Annotated in this window: 10 protein-coding genes; 1 reads left to right on the forward strand and 9 read right to left on the reverse strand. The window is 40.0% G+C overall.

Translation table 11 applies throughout. The features are described from left to right. Window positions 1–149: 149 nt before the first annotated feature. The 9 genes from ACYIB7_RS00600 to ACYIB7_RS00640 form a co-directional block, all read right to left on the reverse strand. A complete protein-coding gene (locus tag ACYIB7_RS00600) occupies window positions 150–1,781 on the reverse strand; it encodes a RagB/SusD family nutrient uptake outer membrane protein (protein WP_103983244.1) in 1,632 nt (543 codons plus the stop codon). Window positions 1,782–1,824: 43 nt separating this feature from the next. Next, window positions 1,825–5,304: a TonB-dependent receptor gene (locus tag ACYIB7_RS00605; protein ID WP_234999321.1), complete on the reverse strand. Its 3,480-nt coding sequence runs from the start codon at window positions 5,302–5,304 to the stop codon at window positions 1,825–1,827. A gap of 587 nt (window positions 5,305–5,891) precedes the next feature. Continuing rightward, window positions 5,892–6,860: a FecR family protein gene (locus ACYIB7_RS00610; protein WP_103983245.1), complete on the reverse strand. Its 969-nt coding sequence runs from the start codon at window positions 6,858–6,860 to the stop codon at window positions 5,892–5,894. A 70-nt stretch (window positions 6,861–6,930) separates the two neighbouring features. Further along, window positions 6,931–7,536: an RNA polymerase sigma factor gene (locus ACYIB7_RS00615; RefSeq protein ID WP_480337772.1), complete on the reverse strand. Its 606-nt coding sequence runs from the start codon at window positions 7,534–7,536 to the stop codon at window positions 6,931–6,933. A gap of 79 nt (window positions 7,537–7,615) precedes the next feature. Then, entirely contained in the window at window positions 7,616–11,125 is a 3,510-nt protein-coding gene (gene porW / locus ACYIB7_RS00620) for a type IX secretion system periplasmic lipoprotein PorW/SprE (protein ID WP_480337774.1), read from the reverse strand. Between the two features lie 49 nt (window positions 11,126–11,174). Next, entirely contained in the window at window positions 11,175–11,981 is an 807-nt protein-coding gene (locus tag ACYIB7_RS00625) for a metal ABC transporter permease (RefSeq protein WP_103983248.1), read from the reverse strand. 14 nt (window positions 11,982–11,995) lie between these two features. Further along, window positions 11,996–12,421 (reverse strand): phospholipase, encoded by a 426-nt coding sequence (locus ACYIB7_RS00630; RefSeq protein ID WP_103983249.1) that lies wholly within the window; start codon window positions 12,419–12,421, stop codon window positions 11,996–11,998. 13 nt (window positions 12,422–12,434) lie between these two features. Beyond that, the gene (aroA, locus tag ACYIB7_RS00635) at window positions 12,435–13,658 is read right to left on the reverse strand and encodes a 3-phosphoshikimate 1-carboxyvinyltransferase (RefSeq protein ID WP_480337777.1); all 1,224 of its coding nucleotides are present in this window, start codon (window positions 13,656–13,658) and stop codon (window positions 12,435–12,437) included. 342 nt (window positions 13,659–14,000) lie between these two features. After that, window positions 14,001–14,270 carry a hypothetical protein gene (locus tag ACYIB7_RS00640; RefSeq protein WP_103983251.1) on the reverse strand — a complete coding sequence of 90 codons (270 nt, stop codon included), beginning with the start codon at window positions 14,268–14,270 and terminating at the stop codon, window positions 14,001–14,003. 135 nt (window positions 14,271–14,405) lie between these two features. On the opposite strand from ACYIB7_RS00640, the gene ribF reads away from it, so the two are divergent. Continuing rightward, window positions 14,406–15,341 carry a riboflavin biosynthesis protein RibF gene (gene ribF, locus ACYIB7_RS00645; protein ID WP_480337779.1) on the forward strand — a complete coding sequence of 312 codons (936 nt, stop codon included), beginning with the start codon at window positions 14,406–14,408 and terminating at the stop codon, window positions 15,339–15,341. Window positions 15,342–15,344: the final 3 nt, after the last annotated feature.

A 15,344-nucleotide genomic window follows, 5' to 3' on the forward strand; every position in this document is an offset into this window, starting at 1 on the left:
GGTGATGTGTTGTTTGATTTAATGTTATATATAATATACAATAAATGAGGCCAAACTACCTATTTATTTTATCTCTTTTCAGAGGAAAAAACGGGCTGTTTCATATTTATACTGAAACAGCCCGCATTTATTTTAGATAGTGAGGTAGATTAATAACCTTTGTTTTGTACTAACTTACCATTAGATTTGGTAATCTGTTCGCTCGGATAAGGGAATACAATCATATAATCCTGGTATGTATTCTTGCTTAAGTAATCTTCGTACGGAGCGATTGTAAATGGAGATTCCGGATTAGCACGATCTTCATATTTACGAATACGTGGATGTGCATTCAACTCTTTTTGTGCCAAAGCTTTGATTTCTGAGTTGGCAGAACGATGCCAACGTTTCAGGTCAAACAAGTGATCTGTGAACTCGAATGCTAATTCGCAACGACGTTCGTGATACAGATCTTTCATTGTTGCGGTACCGGAAAGCGGCTGCAGGTTAGAACGCAGACGTATACGGTTGATATCAGCAGTTGCTTTGTCAGCCTGACCGGTCATTAAATAAGCTTCGGCACGGAACAATAGCATTTCTGCGAAACGGATAATCGGGAAGTTTACGCGTACTGTCGGCCAGTCGCCGTTAGCACTTACTGCACCTTCACCCACAGGATCAGCATATTTGAACGGATCCATATATTTGTTGACCATGAAGCCAGCTTCAAGATCGGAAGTAGACCAGAATTTACGCGGTTCTCCAAAGTATGGGAATTCCTGGTTGTATTCCAATATAGAACGAACTAAACGATCATTGCCTTTCCCGTCTTTTAGCATTTCTTCATAAATGTCGTAAGACGGTTTTATTTGTCCCCAACCGTTGTATTTACCCCAGCCTTTATTTTCTAGAATTACACCGGGAAATTCGGAACCACCCGGTTGTGCACCACCAATACTTGGGATAGTCCAAAGATATTCGGCATTCCAATAATCTGAGAAGTCTGAGGAAAATGGTTCTGCAAAAGATTTTGCCAAGTCACGATTATAGTTCGTTTCTAACAAGTTGACCATTTCAATTACATTTTTCCATTGTGTTTCATCCCAGGTAGCCCAGTAAGCATATGTCTTTGCTTTGAAAGCAACGGCAGCTGCCTGATGTGCACGACCTCTGTTGTCTACATCATATTCTTCAAATTTGGGAAGGTGAGAGATCGCTTTATCCATATCCTCGATAATCATTTTGTAATTATCCATGACTGTGGCTTGCTGAGTAGGAATGGAGTTGTCATAACCACCTGCAAAATCTTCATAACGGATGAAGGGTACGCCTTGCTCATTTGTGCCATAACGATAAGCCATCAGAAAATGTGCCCAACCGCGATTAAAATAAGCTTCACCCAAACTGCGTTTTTCAATAGCGGTTAAAGTTGTGCCTTTTTCTTTTTTTACCAATTCCTGAATTACCCAGTTCGCGCGGGATATTGTAGAATACATACGGTTGAAAACATCTCGTAGAGGAGATTCGTCTCCTGTATAGGCAAGAGTTGCTAAAGTGTTGTAACCACGTGTACGTCCCCATACGATATCACAGGCAGCACCTTGTTCCCAAAATAATTCACGGCCGTAACAACCTTCCTGATGGAATCTTTCATATAATCCGTCAATGGCATCTATTGCCTGCTGGTCATTCAGAAAATAGGAATCTGTAGTTGCATCTCCTTCCGACTGAACATCGAGGAAATCACTACAAGAACTACAAACCAATGCAGACAAAGCTAATACAGTAATATATTTTTTCATCTTATGATACTTTGTTAATTTAAACATGATTTAAAATAGCAGATTAGTAAGTCAATTTTACACCTACAGAGAATACACGTGAAACCGGATATTTTAGAGCATCCCAGCCTCCGCATTCAGGGTCCATACCTGAATAGTTGGTAATCGTGAACAGATTTTCCCCACTAAAGTAAACTGTCATTAGGCTCTTACGATCTTTCAAATGAGAGCATTTGCGGATAACATCGTCCAGATTATAAGATACAGTGAAGTTTTTCAGACGTAGATAAGAGGAATTTTCCAAATACCAGTCAGACGGAGTGCTAAAGTTGCTGTTCGGGTCGTTTTTTGACAAACGAGGAATGTCTGATCCTGTATTAGAGGGGCTCCATGCATTCATGATCTCCTGCGAACGGTTGAAGTTACCTTCCACATCACTTAAAGCCATATATTTACCTACGTATAATGTTTGTGCGCCACCTACGCCTTGGAACATTGCACTGACAGAAAGTTTCTTATAAGTGAATCCTCCGGAGAAAGAGAAGGTTGTTTTAGGTGTTGCGCTTCCGCAATACTGACGGTCTTTGTCGTTGATTACACCATCTCCATTGAAATCGATAAATTTCAAATCTCCTGCTTTAGCATCCGGTTGAATACGTTTTCCGTCTTTGTCTACATAAGCGGCAGCTTCAGCATCACTTTGGAAAATACCGCCGGTCTTGATTAGATAGAAAGAACCCAGAGGTTCGCCTTCGGCTGTCTGATACATATAGGGTAAGTTACGGAAGCTACCGTCAAAGTCGCTGCCATTTTTTGTGATTCCGGTCCAAACACCCGGAGTTCCGTCTTCGTTCTTTACACCAATGTCGGAAACCCAGTTTTTCAAGTATGAAAAGTTTCCGGATACGAAGTATGACCAGTTTTTATTTACTTGCTGATTCCAGTTAAGCTGGGCTTCGAAGCCTCGGTTACGAACTTCTCCCTGATTTACCAACATGGCATTGATACCAATAGTTGACGGCCAGTTCATTGTCTGGGATTGGATCAGGTTGAACGTACGTTTATCGAAGTAGTCGAATGCCATACTCAAACGGTTATCGAACATATCAATATCCAGACCTAAGTCCCATTGCTCAGAAGTTTCCCAAGTCAGGTTCGGATTCAATGCTTTGGAATTGTAAACAAAGTTACCCCAAGTCTTATTAGATTCCACACCGTATTGAGCTTGTTCCAGCCATGAAGTCTTAGCCAGAAGTGCCGATTTGTAGTTATAACCGATAGAACCCAGGTTACCAACACGTCCCCAAGATGCACGGACTTTCAAAAGATTAAGAATATCATTCTTCGGGAAGAAAGATTCATTGGATATTTTCCATCCGGCTGTTATAGCAGGGAAATCGCCGTGGTTATTATCTTTAGGCAGACGGCCTGCATAGTCGCGACGGAAAGAAGCTGTTGCGAAGTAGCGGTCGTCAAACGAATAAGCTAGACGGGCAATCAAAGATACGTTGGCATCCGGTCCTTCCAAAGCATCTACTGCTGAGATAGAGTTGGCATATGACAAATATTGCAAATAAGGAGATTCGTCTGATAAATCTTTGCCATTAATTTCAATACTGCGTTTACCATAATGGTCGGCAGTAGTAGATAATAAAACGCCGACTGTATGCTTGTCGTTGAATGTGTTGTCGTAAGTTAAGGTATTCTCCGTTTTCCAAGCATCCATACGATAAGTCGTTTCGTCCAAGCTGTTTGATAATGCAGGTTTACCTACTTCGTCACGGATCGGACTGAAATTTTTGTAAAGATTATTTTTTAAATTGTAAGTGAAACGGCTTACGAATTTTAGTCCTGTAACAATGTTCGCTATTTCCAAGCTGGTGGTGCTCCAGATATCACTGGTTCTGTTGTATCTGTTTTCTGCTTTCAATAAACGAACCGGATTGACAGCGTCACCATGGATATCGGCAAAGTTGGAGCCATATTTTTCTATATAAGCAGGATCTTCGGTTGTTGTACCACCGTAAGTTCCATCTAATGGATTGTAAACTGTAGCACTTGCAGGCATATACATGGCAGCCAAAACAACGCCGGTATAAGCGCTTTCTGTATCTTTCGTACGATTTTCATTGTTTTTCCAAACAAGATCTTCGCTGATGGTTACCCATTTGTTTAGTTTGAATTTACCATTATAGCGTAGCGAAAGATTTTTGTTGAACGTATTGATCAATACACCTTCGTCATTGTCGTAAGCAAATGAAACACGGTTTGAAGCATTTTCGGAACCAACATTCAGGGCTACGTTGTGGCGCTGGTAAAATGCAGTACGGAAAATTTCGTCCATCCAGTTGGTACGAGTCGTTGCAATCCATGGGTTTTTAACAGGGTCCCATCCTGTAGGCAATGAAAGTCCGGCATTCTTAAAAGATAATGTACGCATTTCCAACTGTTCCTCCGCATTTAACGGTTTAATTACATTGCTTGCTTTACGGATACCGAATGTGGCGTCATAAGTCAAAGACGTTGCACCTTCTTTTGCTTTTTTGGTAGTTACCAGAATTACACCGCCGGCACCGGATTGGGCACCATAAATTGCAGCAGAGGCAGCATCCTTTAATACAACAATGGATTCGATATCATTCATGGAAGCGATAGGGGCTCCGGGAACGCCGTCAACAACCCAAAGTACGTTATCTCCGTTTTGCGAACCTTGTCCACGTATTACGATAGAAGGGGCTGTTGTTGGGTCTCCACCATTAGACTGAACAGTAACACCCGCCAGTTGTCCTTGCAACATGCCTTCCGTAGAGCTAACAGGGCGGATAACCAGGTCTTCCGTATTGCTCAAAACGCCTACAGAAGCAGACAAATCCTGTTTGCGTTGTCCTGCTCCATAGCCCAATACAACAACCTCATCCAGCTTTTGAGTATCTTCTGTTAAAATGATGTTGAATGAATTTTTACCGCTTACCGGAATATTCTGTGTTAAATAACCGATATAGCTAATCTCTAATATGGCGTTTTCAGGAACTTCCAAAGTGAAATCTCCATCAAGCCCGGTAATGACTCCGGTTGTAGTACCTTTTACTACAATGTTAGCGCCGATGATGGGTTCGCCGGTTGCATCTTTTATGATACCGGAAACTTTTTTTGTTTTTTGCTGTGTAGAATTTGTTTTTACAGAGGATTTCTCTGATCCGGAATAGAGAGTTACAATACGATCTTCAATTTTGTACTTGACTCCTGTTCCACGGAATGCTTGGTCCAGAATCGCTTCAATGGCTTCGTTTTCTGCTTTTAAAGATACATTGTTAACATGTAAAGACTCTAGAGATGTGTCATAAGAGAAGACAACGTCTGTTTGTTTTTTTAAAGCGTTTACTACGTTCTTTAGAGTGGCGTTGTTGAGTGAAATCTCAACGTTGAACCGTTGCTCAAATGCACTGGATGTTGGAGTTGCCTGGGCACCTGCAACAGCACAGCACAATGAAATCCCTACGCATAACCGTTTCATAGAGATAAAATCATAAAATCTTTTCTTCATACTTTTTGCTGTTTTTTTTAAGATTAACATACATACTTTCTTACAAAATATTCATAGTTGCATTTAAGTAAGCATAGATTTACATCACATAGGCTATCATTATATTAATTAGTTTAGCTTGCATTTATAGAAATTTTTAAACCTTAGTTCATAAAGAACTCCGTTTTTTTTCTTTTGTTTTTAACACTTTGAACTCTTCATCTACTTTCTTAATTGTTAATAGGTGACAATAATTCCTCATGTCCGGCTCTTCCTTTATTCTGAAAGGTCCTTAATTTTAAATATCAAACTCCTTTTAGCGATAGACTAATCAATGAAATGCACAGTTCTTTATGAACTTTTGCGAATCTATATGTATTTGTTAATATCGCCGCAAATTTCGTTATTTTTTTAATTCTTTCAGCATGAAAGAGGATTAACTAAACATGAATAAAATGTTACAAAACTATTTCAGACGGAATGCTTGTGTGTTTTATGGTCACATGGTTTTTCTATCTGATACTTATATATACAATTAGCAGGGAAAAACTACCTAGTGAAAACTCTTTTTTTTTGGAATTATATAATATTTATATTTGGCAGATCGGTTAAGGAAGGATTTCCGCTTTTATTTTAGTAATATATGATAGTTGATCCAATGCTTCTTGTGCTCCTTTGGAACGTTTAAAAGAAAAGTTGTATATGCGATTTTCCAGAAAACGTATATCCATTTTTATATTTACATTATATGTTTTTTCAATACAACGAAGAATCTCGGAAATACTGACATTTGTTAATGAGATCAGGCCAAATCTCCACGAAGTTAAAGCATTCGCATCTACTTCATTTATTTCTACGGATTTGTTCGTTTTTGAGTATAGTGCCTGCTGTCCCGGGCGAAGTATTGCTAACTTTTCTCCATCTCTGTTGTCTAACTGGATGGAGCCATTCATTAGAATGGTCTCAAAAGTATTATCCTCTTCGCGGGAGAATACGCTGAACGATGTTCCTAAAACTTTTATTTCGTTTTCTCCTGCTTTGACGATAAACGGATGATCCGGATCTTTTGTTACTTCAAAGAACGCTTCACCTGTAAGATGTACTTCTCTGGTTGATCCTTCAAAAGTGGTAGGACATGTTAAGGTAGAATTGCTTCCTAACCAAACGACGGTTCCATCAGCCAGAAAAAAGGTTTTTATGGAGTTATCGTTTGAATGGTTCGTGTAGACACGAACCAGACTTGTTCTTTTTGCTGAAGGGTTTTTAATCAGAAAAGGAAGTGAAACTGCTAATAATAAAATTGCAGCGGCAACCCCGGTAGAGTATTTTAAAATAGTAAAAAGCTTTTTTTCTTTGGTTGAGGATGCAATTTTATTAATACGTTGGTTTAATAGCTTTAAAGAATAATCTGTGTTATATTCTGTTTTGTTTAATACATGCTTTGAATTCCAAACTGCTTTTATATCAAAAAATGCAGCTTGGTTTTCTGGTGAAGTTTTTATCCATTCCAGGATTGCTTTTTGCTCGTTATCCGTAGCTAAACCAGATAAATACCTATATATAGTTGTTTCGTCCATTCCGATTCTAAATCCAATTCATAATAAATACAATTGTCATAGTAAAAACACCTATTAGAAAATTATTTTTTTATTTTTTTGATACAATATAAAGTAGCAGTAGAAGGATTTGGCTTATTTTATATTGTATAAGCTTTTCCCGTAACTGCTTGAGTGCCGAATATATATGGTTTTCAACCGTGCTTAAGGAAATGCCGAGCATCTGACTGATTTCTTTACTGGGCATATCTTGCAGATAACTTAAAGAAAATACTTCCTTACATTTGCTAGGTAAACTTTCTATTGCAGTATGGATATCCGAATGTAGTTCTTTATTATATAATTTCCGTATCACATCATTAGCGTCCGGATCATAATAGTTATATCCTATCATTTCGATTTCTTTTTCATGGATAGAGCAATAATTACTGGAGCGGCTTTTCTTCTTTAATATATTTAATGCGGAATTGTAGACAGAACGTAGTAAATAACCACGGATGGACAATGTATTATCAAGTCCGTCTTTATGTAACCAAATGTTGATGAACACATCCTGTACTAAATCTTCGGCTTCGTCTTCACCTACTAATAGAATTGCGTAAGAACGTAGAGAAACATAATGCAACTTGTATAGTTCATTAAAAGCTTGTTGGTCGCTATTTTTGATTCTTTCAACTAATGATAATACATCCGTCATCTTCGTTCGTACGATTCATTATTTTGCAAATATATTATTTTTGGGCGGACAAACCAATATTTTGCATTTAATGAATGGCTTAACGTTTACGTGCTGCGGCTTCTTTTGCTTTTAAAGCTTCTTTACGTGCTTTTTCTTTCGCTTTTAATTTCTTCTTATATTCACGTTCTTTTTCTTTGCGTTCTTTCTCTTTCTGTTTCAGACGCTCTTTGTATGCGCGTTCTTTTTCTTTGCGCAATTCTTCACGTGCTTTCAGTTTCGCTTTTTTGTCCGCTTCGGCTTGTTTCGCCTTTTCTTTCCGGTCACGTTCCAACTGTTTTTCTTGCTCGGCTTTTGCTTTCAGTAAAGCTTCTTCTTCGGCCTTTTGTTTTTTCAGAAGTTCTTCACGTTCCTTTTCTTTTTGGGCCTGAAGTTCTTTCTGAGCCTTTTGCTCTTCTTCAAAAGCTTTGCGTGCTTCTTCTTTCCGCTGTTCTTCTTCGGCAGCCTCGCGCTTACGTATTTCTTCTATATCTTTCAATGTCAATCCATGATCTTCGGCAGGTGCTTGTATAATGGAAATAGAGTCTTTTTGCTCTTTGTCATCCGAAACAGTAACTTCTGTCACAGGCATAACCGTATCTTTTACTTCCGTTACAGGTTGTTGCAACACCGGTTGTTTTTCTGTTTGTATGTATTGCTTTGCTGTATCGGCCGGCTGTATTGTTTCTACAGGTTGTCCGTTTGTTATAGGTTCTTCTTTTTCTTCCTCAGGCTTGCTTTGTTCTTCTTCGGCAGCCTCGATGCGGGCTTTCCAGCGGGCTACTAATTCCGGAGCTTTATCTCCAAAGTTTTCTTCAAAGAAAGAGACATATTCGTCCAGTGTTTTACCACGCATTAATGTTTCGTAATTGTCGTCCGAGATAGGCAATATGGCTACTTCCTTATTCAGGGCGTTGCCATAACCGTCTTTGCCGTATATCATTTTATAATACTGAAGAATTTCATCGAAATTGATGAAGCCGCGAATCATTAACATGCTGATAGGGCCAGTTTCTTCTATATTCAAGTCAAATTCTTTTACCATGAAGTTGGCAAAGTTGTAGGCTGCAACGGCAAATAATAATTGATTCTTATCCAATGATCCTGTAGGATACACTAACAGCATCCGGTATGGAGTCATTGTTTCGTTAGTGAAAGTACGTGCGGAATCTGTTGCAGATAATGTTCCGTCGTCGCCAACGCCGAAACGTAAGTTCCACGTCATACCTTTTATTCCGCCTTGAACCATAGTACGGCCACGCAATACGCCTTTCAGCATTTCTCCTGCCAGCTCCGTAACGTCTGCATCCGGGTATTTTTCTACTAAAGCCCTTAACGCATGTTTAAATCCTTCCGCATCACCGGCCTGTACGTATGATAAAGCGTCTAAGAACATGAATTTAGGCATCAGGTTTGCCAAAGGATATTTCTGAGACATTTTCTCATAATTTTTACGCACGGTTATAGTGTCTTCGGCCAGATACCTGTTGTATGTGTACTGATAAATAGAATCTTGTACCGTATCCATCATGCGAATGTTGTATTCGTAGTTAGGATCGGCAATAGCTATGGCATAGTCGCTTTTCGGGAACTTTGCAATCAATTTCGATTTATATTCTGCCGCTAAAGTGCTGTTGTTTGCCCGGAGAGCCATCAGGTAAATTTGATAATAACTTTCCAGGCTATGGTCGTTTTGGGGGAAACGGCGTTCTAATTCTTCAAAGGCTTTTACCGATAGAGGTATATTTTCCAATTTATCTTTATAGATCATAGCCATATTGTATAAGCCGTCTGCAATAATCAGATTAGAAGCATCTACGTCTTCTTGTGTAAACGGGAGCTGTTGAAGATAAAATTCCCGCGTTTTCGGGTCATCCGATGCAACAACCGGTTCCCCGGCTTCTTCCGGATTAAGCGGCGTACCGTCAGGCCCTGTCAATTGGGTAGAATCGTTTGGATTGGTTGTATTTTCTTCATTCATGTTTTCATTGAAAGTGGAAAGAGCCTTTTTTCGTCTTCTCCAGTCATCTTCCAATGTTCTTCGTCCCCATTTTCTCTGGAATTGGGTCTTTCCCTGGGCAACCGTTTGAGGATTATAGAAATAAAATGCCGAACCACCTGCTGTTGTAGGTAAAACAATCCCTCCGGTTTCTGTTCCCGGCCGGTCTATGCCTGTGCCTTTTGATTGTTGTTCTGCCAGATAAGCTTCTTTTTCTGCAAGAGCTTTTGCCTCCTCTTCCTCTTTTTTGACCTTTTCTATTATTTTATCGATAACAGCGAAACGTTCTGTCTCCGGCATTTTGGCTAGTGCTTGCAGACTGTCCTGTAAATGTACGGCTTCTATATGTACAACCAGTTCGTCTAATACTGCCGATAGTTTGGCTACACGGGGATAATCTTTGTATTCTTTCTGTATACCGGCCATGGCACCGCTAAAACAAGGCTGGGCTTTAACGTAATCTTGTTGTTTAAAGTAGATATCTCCCAGTTTTATCTGGCAAATAGCCTTGTCAATACCGTTCAGGGTACTTTTGTCAATACCTTGTTGATAATTGATGATAGCGTTAGTTGTGTCTTCACGGCTTAGATATACATTGCCAAGTGCATAATAAACCTGATCCAGATAGTCTTTGTTTTTCTGGCTTTTTGCCATGCGTTGCAGCATCTTTATCACCTTCAGGTAATTGTTGCCTGTAAAAACTTCTGTCTGCCGGATACGTGCTGCAAACTCCAATTCATACGGAGGATTGGCCTTAATTACACTGCCGAAGGCATTGTAGGCAAGGCCATCCAGGGACTGGTTGGCATATAATTGTCCCAGCAGATATTTCATACGTGTCTTTTGCCGGCGGTTCTTTTCGGCTTTTATTGCTGTTTTAAGGTAAGGAATGGCATCTTCATACTGATTATTCTTGATGAGATAGTCTGCATAAACAGCAGCGTATCTGTTTAGTTCTTTCTTGGGAATACCGTTTGCATTCAGTTTTCCCAAAATATCTTCCGATTCGTAAAACCAACCCATTTCCGAATAGCAACGTGCCTGCCATAGGCGTGCTTCGGCAACAACCTCTTCGTCCTGAGCGTAATGACGGACAATGTATGAGAAAGTGGCGGACGCTTGCAAAAAGTCTGCATTATAGAATTGGGCTTGTCCCATCATCAGCCAACATTTCTTGAGGAACGGATTATATTCTTCTTGCTCTTGCCATGCCCTTTGTTTAGGGTTGTTTCTCCATCCCGGTTTCTTGGGCGGTTTGGCTTTGATAGAATGAAGCTTTATGCCCTTGTTACTCTTTTCGATAGCCCGGTCGAAAGGGCCTCCTGTTGTTTGTTTATCTTTGGGTTGGGCGCTGATAGGGTACATAAGAATCATCTCCGAATAATTCTCCTTGTAACCATCTTGCAGGGCTTTTAAGGCTTCATCGAAGGAGGTTTTGCCGTTAAAGTAGATGTTGTATCGTGTGTTGAGGGAATGGTAAAAACGGTTTGCTCTGGTATTCTTTTTTGTACTGCAAGACCAGAGTATGGATATAAGCAACGGTATTATTATATAGTAGAAACCTTTCTTCACGTATCAGCCTGCGCTTCTTATTCTATTATTAAACTCTGTTATTCTTTATTTATTGTCTGTGCAGGAAGAATAAAATGCCTTTTGTAATTAAAAACAATACAACCAATACCAGGATAATGAATGCGCCCGACGGAACATTCAGGAAATAAGATAATATCAGGCCTGCCACACATCCCGTAAAGCCTACCAGAATACTTCCCCAAATTATCTTTTTAAAATCCGAAGTTATCAGATTTACTGTTATCTGAGGCAAAGTAAGCAGGCTCATTAATAACATGATTCCAACCAGACGGATGGAGAGGACAATCGTTACGGCGATAAAAAACATCATGGTATATTCTATTGTTTTTACCGGCAGACGCTGCGTTATGGCAAAGTCGTTGTCAAATGCCACATACATGATCTCATGGAAAAATAGCAGGAACACAATCACCAGCATAACTGCCAGGATAGTTATTAAAATGATGTCGGTCATCGAAATCGTTAGTATGTTTCCAAAAAGATAGGCCGACAGGTTGGGAGCATATCCCGGTGTAAGGAAAATGAAGATAACCCCTAGTGCCATTCCTAAAGACCATATGCCGGCAATGGCCGAATCTTCGCGTACGTTTTGTGTTTTGCTCACCCATTCTACACCAAATGCTGAAAGTATGGAAAATACCATTGCCATAAGGATCGGATTCATACCCAGGTAAAAACCTAGTCCGAGTCCTCCGAATGAGGCATGCGTAATACCTCCGCTTATAAATACCAGACGGCGTGATACGATATAAGTGCCTACAATGCCGCAAACTATAGCTGTCAGTAAACTGCCTGTAAGAGCGTTTTGAAAAAAGGTGTATTGAAATAATTCCATTGTCAGTCCTCCGGTTAGTGGGTTCTTCTTTCTCCCACAATTAAGAATGCTTCGTCTTTCAAAGCATCCGGCAGTTGGACGCCTCTCAATTGCAAGCTCCGTAGCCAGCCTGCCACTTCAATCTCCTGCAGGGTGTATAGTATTTCCCGGAATTCATTAACTGCTTCATCACTGTATTCATCCGGTTCTGTTCCGATATATTGATCCAATTCTTCGTCGTCGTAATAATCTATTTTTTTGCTTACCGCCGCCAACAGACTGTCGCGTTCGCATGTTTCATGTTGCCCGCAACATACTTCCGGTATTTCCTGGGGCTCCGGTATTTCGGTAATTTCACCCCGTTCGAGCATTCTTTGTAGTTTCTTATTCCTGAAATAGCTGGCAATGGCCGCTATGGTTCCAAGAAATACTACGCTGATGAATATAATTAAGTACCACATGTTTCGTTCAATCTTAATCTTCGGTAATTCTAAATCCTGCCTGTTCCAAATCTTTCCAGTACAAAGGATAACTCTTGCTTACTACCTCCGGATTAGCTATACAAACAGGTCGAAGCAGCGCTACCGGTGCAAAAGCCATCGCCATACGGTGATCTTCGTATGTTGCTATGACCGGGTTACTTTCGGGTTCGCATCTTTCTCCGTTCCATTCAAGTATACTGTTATTGCTGTCCGTAAGTACGTAGCCTAGTTTTTTTAATTCCACCTTCAGGGCTTCTATCCGGTCTGTCTCTTTTATTTTCAGAGATTGCAATCCGGTGAAACGGAAAGGTATATTAAGGAACACACAGGTTACTACAAAAGTTTGTGCCAGATCGGGTTCATTTATGAAATCATGTACCAGTTTCTTACAAACGTTTCCGTTGTGGCGTAAAAGAATGCCTTTGTTCGTAAAAGTAGTTCCTACTCCCAGTTGTGCAAACAGTTTGGCTACGGCTGAATCGCCTTGCAGGCTGTTTTTGAATAATCCCAGCAGTTCTATTTCCGCATTCGGACAGAGTGCCATGATCTCGTACCAGTATGAAGCAGCGCTCCAATCGGATTCGACAGTAAAGTGTACCGGTTTGTATTCTTGCGGAAGTACTTTTATTGTCTGCCCGTTCCAATCGGCTTTTACACCGAATTGTTCCATTAATTTAAGGGTAAGGTTTATATAGGGACGCGAAATGATATTACCTTCCAGATGCAATACCAAACCGTTTTCCATCAAAGGTGCTATCATCAGCAAGGCCGATATATATTGCGAACTTACTCCGCCGGCTAATGAGATTTCGCCGCCTTGCAGTGCACTTCCGAATATCCGCAAGGGTGGGTATCCCTCTTTTTCCATATATTCTATCCTTGCCCCTAAAGAATTTAGTGCGTCCACCAGTATTTTAATGGGGCGGTTTTTCATCCGTTCCGTCCCTGTGATTGTCCACTCGCCAACAACCTTTGAGAGAAAAGCCGTGAGGAAGCGCATAGCTGTCCCGGCAGCTTTGATGTCAAAGTTGCTCTCATTGGAGTTAAGCGCCTTTATCATCACTTCCGTATCATCGCAGTCGGAAAGATTTTGTATATCGTATGGGCTATAGCTTAAAGCATTCAGAATCAAAGCTCTGTTGCTGATGCTTTTAGAAGCGGGAAGCTGTATGGAGGATTGAAGTCTGACCTCCGGTGCTTTAATCTGGTAATTCATTTTATTTCCTCATTAATCAAGATACAAAAATACGGAATTAAATTGATATATGATTTGCCGGCCGTATAGTATTTAGCTTATTCGTTGTTATACAACTACTTCTGATGTCTGTCAGCGAGCTCAGCTTTCTCTGGTATGAAAGAAGGTATAATTTAGTAAAAAGTACAGGTGGATTTATTCTTTTGTCATTGCTGAAAATTAATTTCTACCTGGCTGATAATTGATTTTTACCTTGGGCAAAATTAATTTTGACCTGGGTCAAAAGAATAAAAGTATAGTATCTTTGATATAAAAAGCCATGAGGTGAAATTTAGTCAATGCCATAGTAAGGAATACAGTAAATTAGTTTTTAAACTGACTGTTGTTGTTTTTGATTTGATATTTTGCTGTTTCCGATATGGGTAAGCAGATGAGATACTCTTTTTTCATAGCAATAATGAAATAGTCCATGTTTAAATCTACGCCGGAAATGTCTGTATATTTCCGGATAATTCCTTTTACGGTGAAGATTTCATCATCACAATAGAAGTTCAGATCCGGATAAAATGTACTGAAACAGGAATCGTACGACAATATTAATTGTTTATAATCTTCAACTCTGCAAACGTTCATAGTAATTTACTCCTTTTATCATATAACATCGGGCATAACAAAGAGTTTTGATAAACTTTTCTTTTAAAGCTTCCTGTTAATATTTACATTTTATGTAAGTTTGTCCCTTGGTTGTAACGATAATGTAATAGATGAATGGTTGTTGTTAAAGATTTTGAAATACTGAAGGGACAGGCTTTGGTTGCCACAATCGGTTTTTTTGACGGGGTTCACCGTGGACATCGTTTCCTGATAGAAGAAATGAAACAAGTGGCACGGTTGAAAGGCTTGCCTTCTGCCGTAGTTACTTTTGCCGATCATCCGAGAGCTGTGCTTCATTCAGATTACCAGCCGAAGCTTCTGAATTCTTTCGAAGAAAAACTGGAGCAGTTGGAGACTACCGGAGTTGATTATTGCATTGTGTTAGACTTTACAGTTGAACTTTCGCGCCTGTCGGCTTCCGAATTTATTCACAAAGTACTTGCCCGCCGATTGCATGTCAATACATTGTTGATAGGTTACGATCATCGTTTCGGACACGATCGTACGGATGGATTCGGACAATATGTTATTTATGGTAAGGAATGCGGTATAGAAGTTATTCAGGCTACGGTTTACGATGCTGGCCGTACGGCGGTTAGTTCGTCGGAAATACGGCATTTGATAGAACAGGGCAATGTAGAAGATGCAGCTTATTTGCTCACTTATCCCTATCAGATAAAAGGGCATATTGTGAGTGGCTATAAGGTAGGCCGTACTTTAGGGTTTCCCACAGCCAATATAGAGTCGGACGAACCGTTTAAGGTACTGCCTGGCATTGGCGTATATGCTGTTTATGTTTATCTGAAAGGTTTCCGTTATGAAGGTATGCTGTATATCGGTAGCCGTCCTACCTTGAATAATGGGACGAACATAACTCTTGAAGTAAACATTTTCGACTTCTCAGGCGATATATATAACGATGAGATAATTGTTTCTTTTATCCGGTTTGTACGCGGTGATGAGAAATTCGAATCTTTGGAAGCCTTAAAGGAGCAATTGGATGTAGACCGGGTAACGATAAAGCAGTTATTAATGGATGAAAATGAGTAGCGG

The sequence above is a fragment of the Parabacteroides sp. KHUB-03 genome (genome assembly GCF_056640975.1).

Coding starts and splice junctions, on each gene's coding strand:
- ACYIB7_RS00600 (WP_103983244.1), bottom strand. CDS start 1,781: ATGAAAAAATATATTACTGTATTAGCTTTGTCTGCATTGGTTTGTAGT.
- ACYIB7_RS00605 (WP_234999321.1), bottom strand. CDS start 5,304: ATGAAGAAAAGATTTTATGATTTTATCTCTATGAAACGGTTATGCGTA.
- ACYIB7_RS00610 (WP_103983245.1), bottom strand. CDS start 6,860: ATGGACGAAACAACTATATATAGGTATTTATCTGGTTTAGCTACGGAT.
- ACYIB7_RS00615 (WP_480337772.1), bottom strand. CDS start 7,536: ATGACGGATGTATTATCATTAGTTGAAAGAATCAAAAATAGCGACCAA.
- ACYIB7_RS00625 (WP_103983248.1), bottom strand. CDS start 11,981: ATGGAATTATTTCAATACACCTTTTTTCAAAACGCTCTTACAGGCAGT.
- ACYIB7_RS00630 (WP_103983249.1), bottom strand. CDS start 12,421: ATGTGGTACTTAATTATATTCATCAGCGTAGTATTTCTTGGAACCATA.
- aroA (WP_480337777.1), bottom strand. CDS start 13,658: ATGAATTACCAGATTAAAGCACCGGAGGTCAGACTTCAATCCTCCATA.
- ACYIB7_RS00640 (WP_103983251.1), bottom strand. CDS start 14,270: ATGAACGTTTGCAGAGTTGAAGATTATAAACAATTAATATTGTCGTAC.
- ribF (WP_480337779.1), top strand. CDS start 14,406: ATGGTTGTTGTTAAAGATTTTGAAATACTGAAGGGACAGGCTTTGGTT.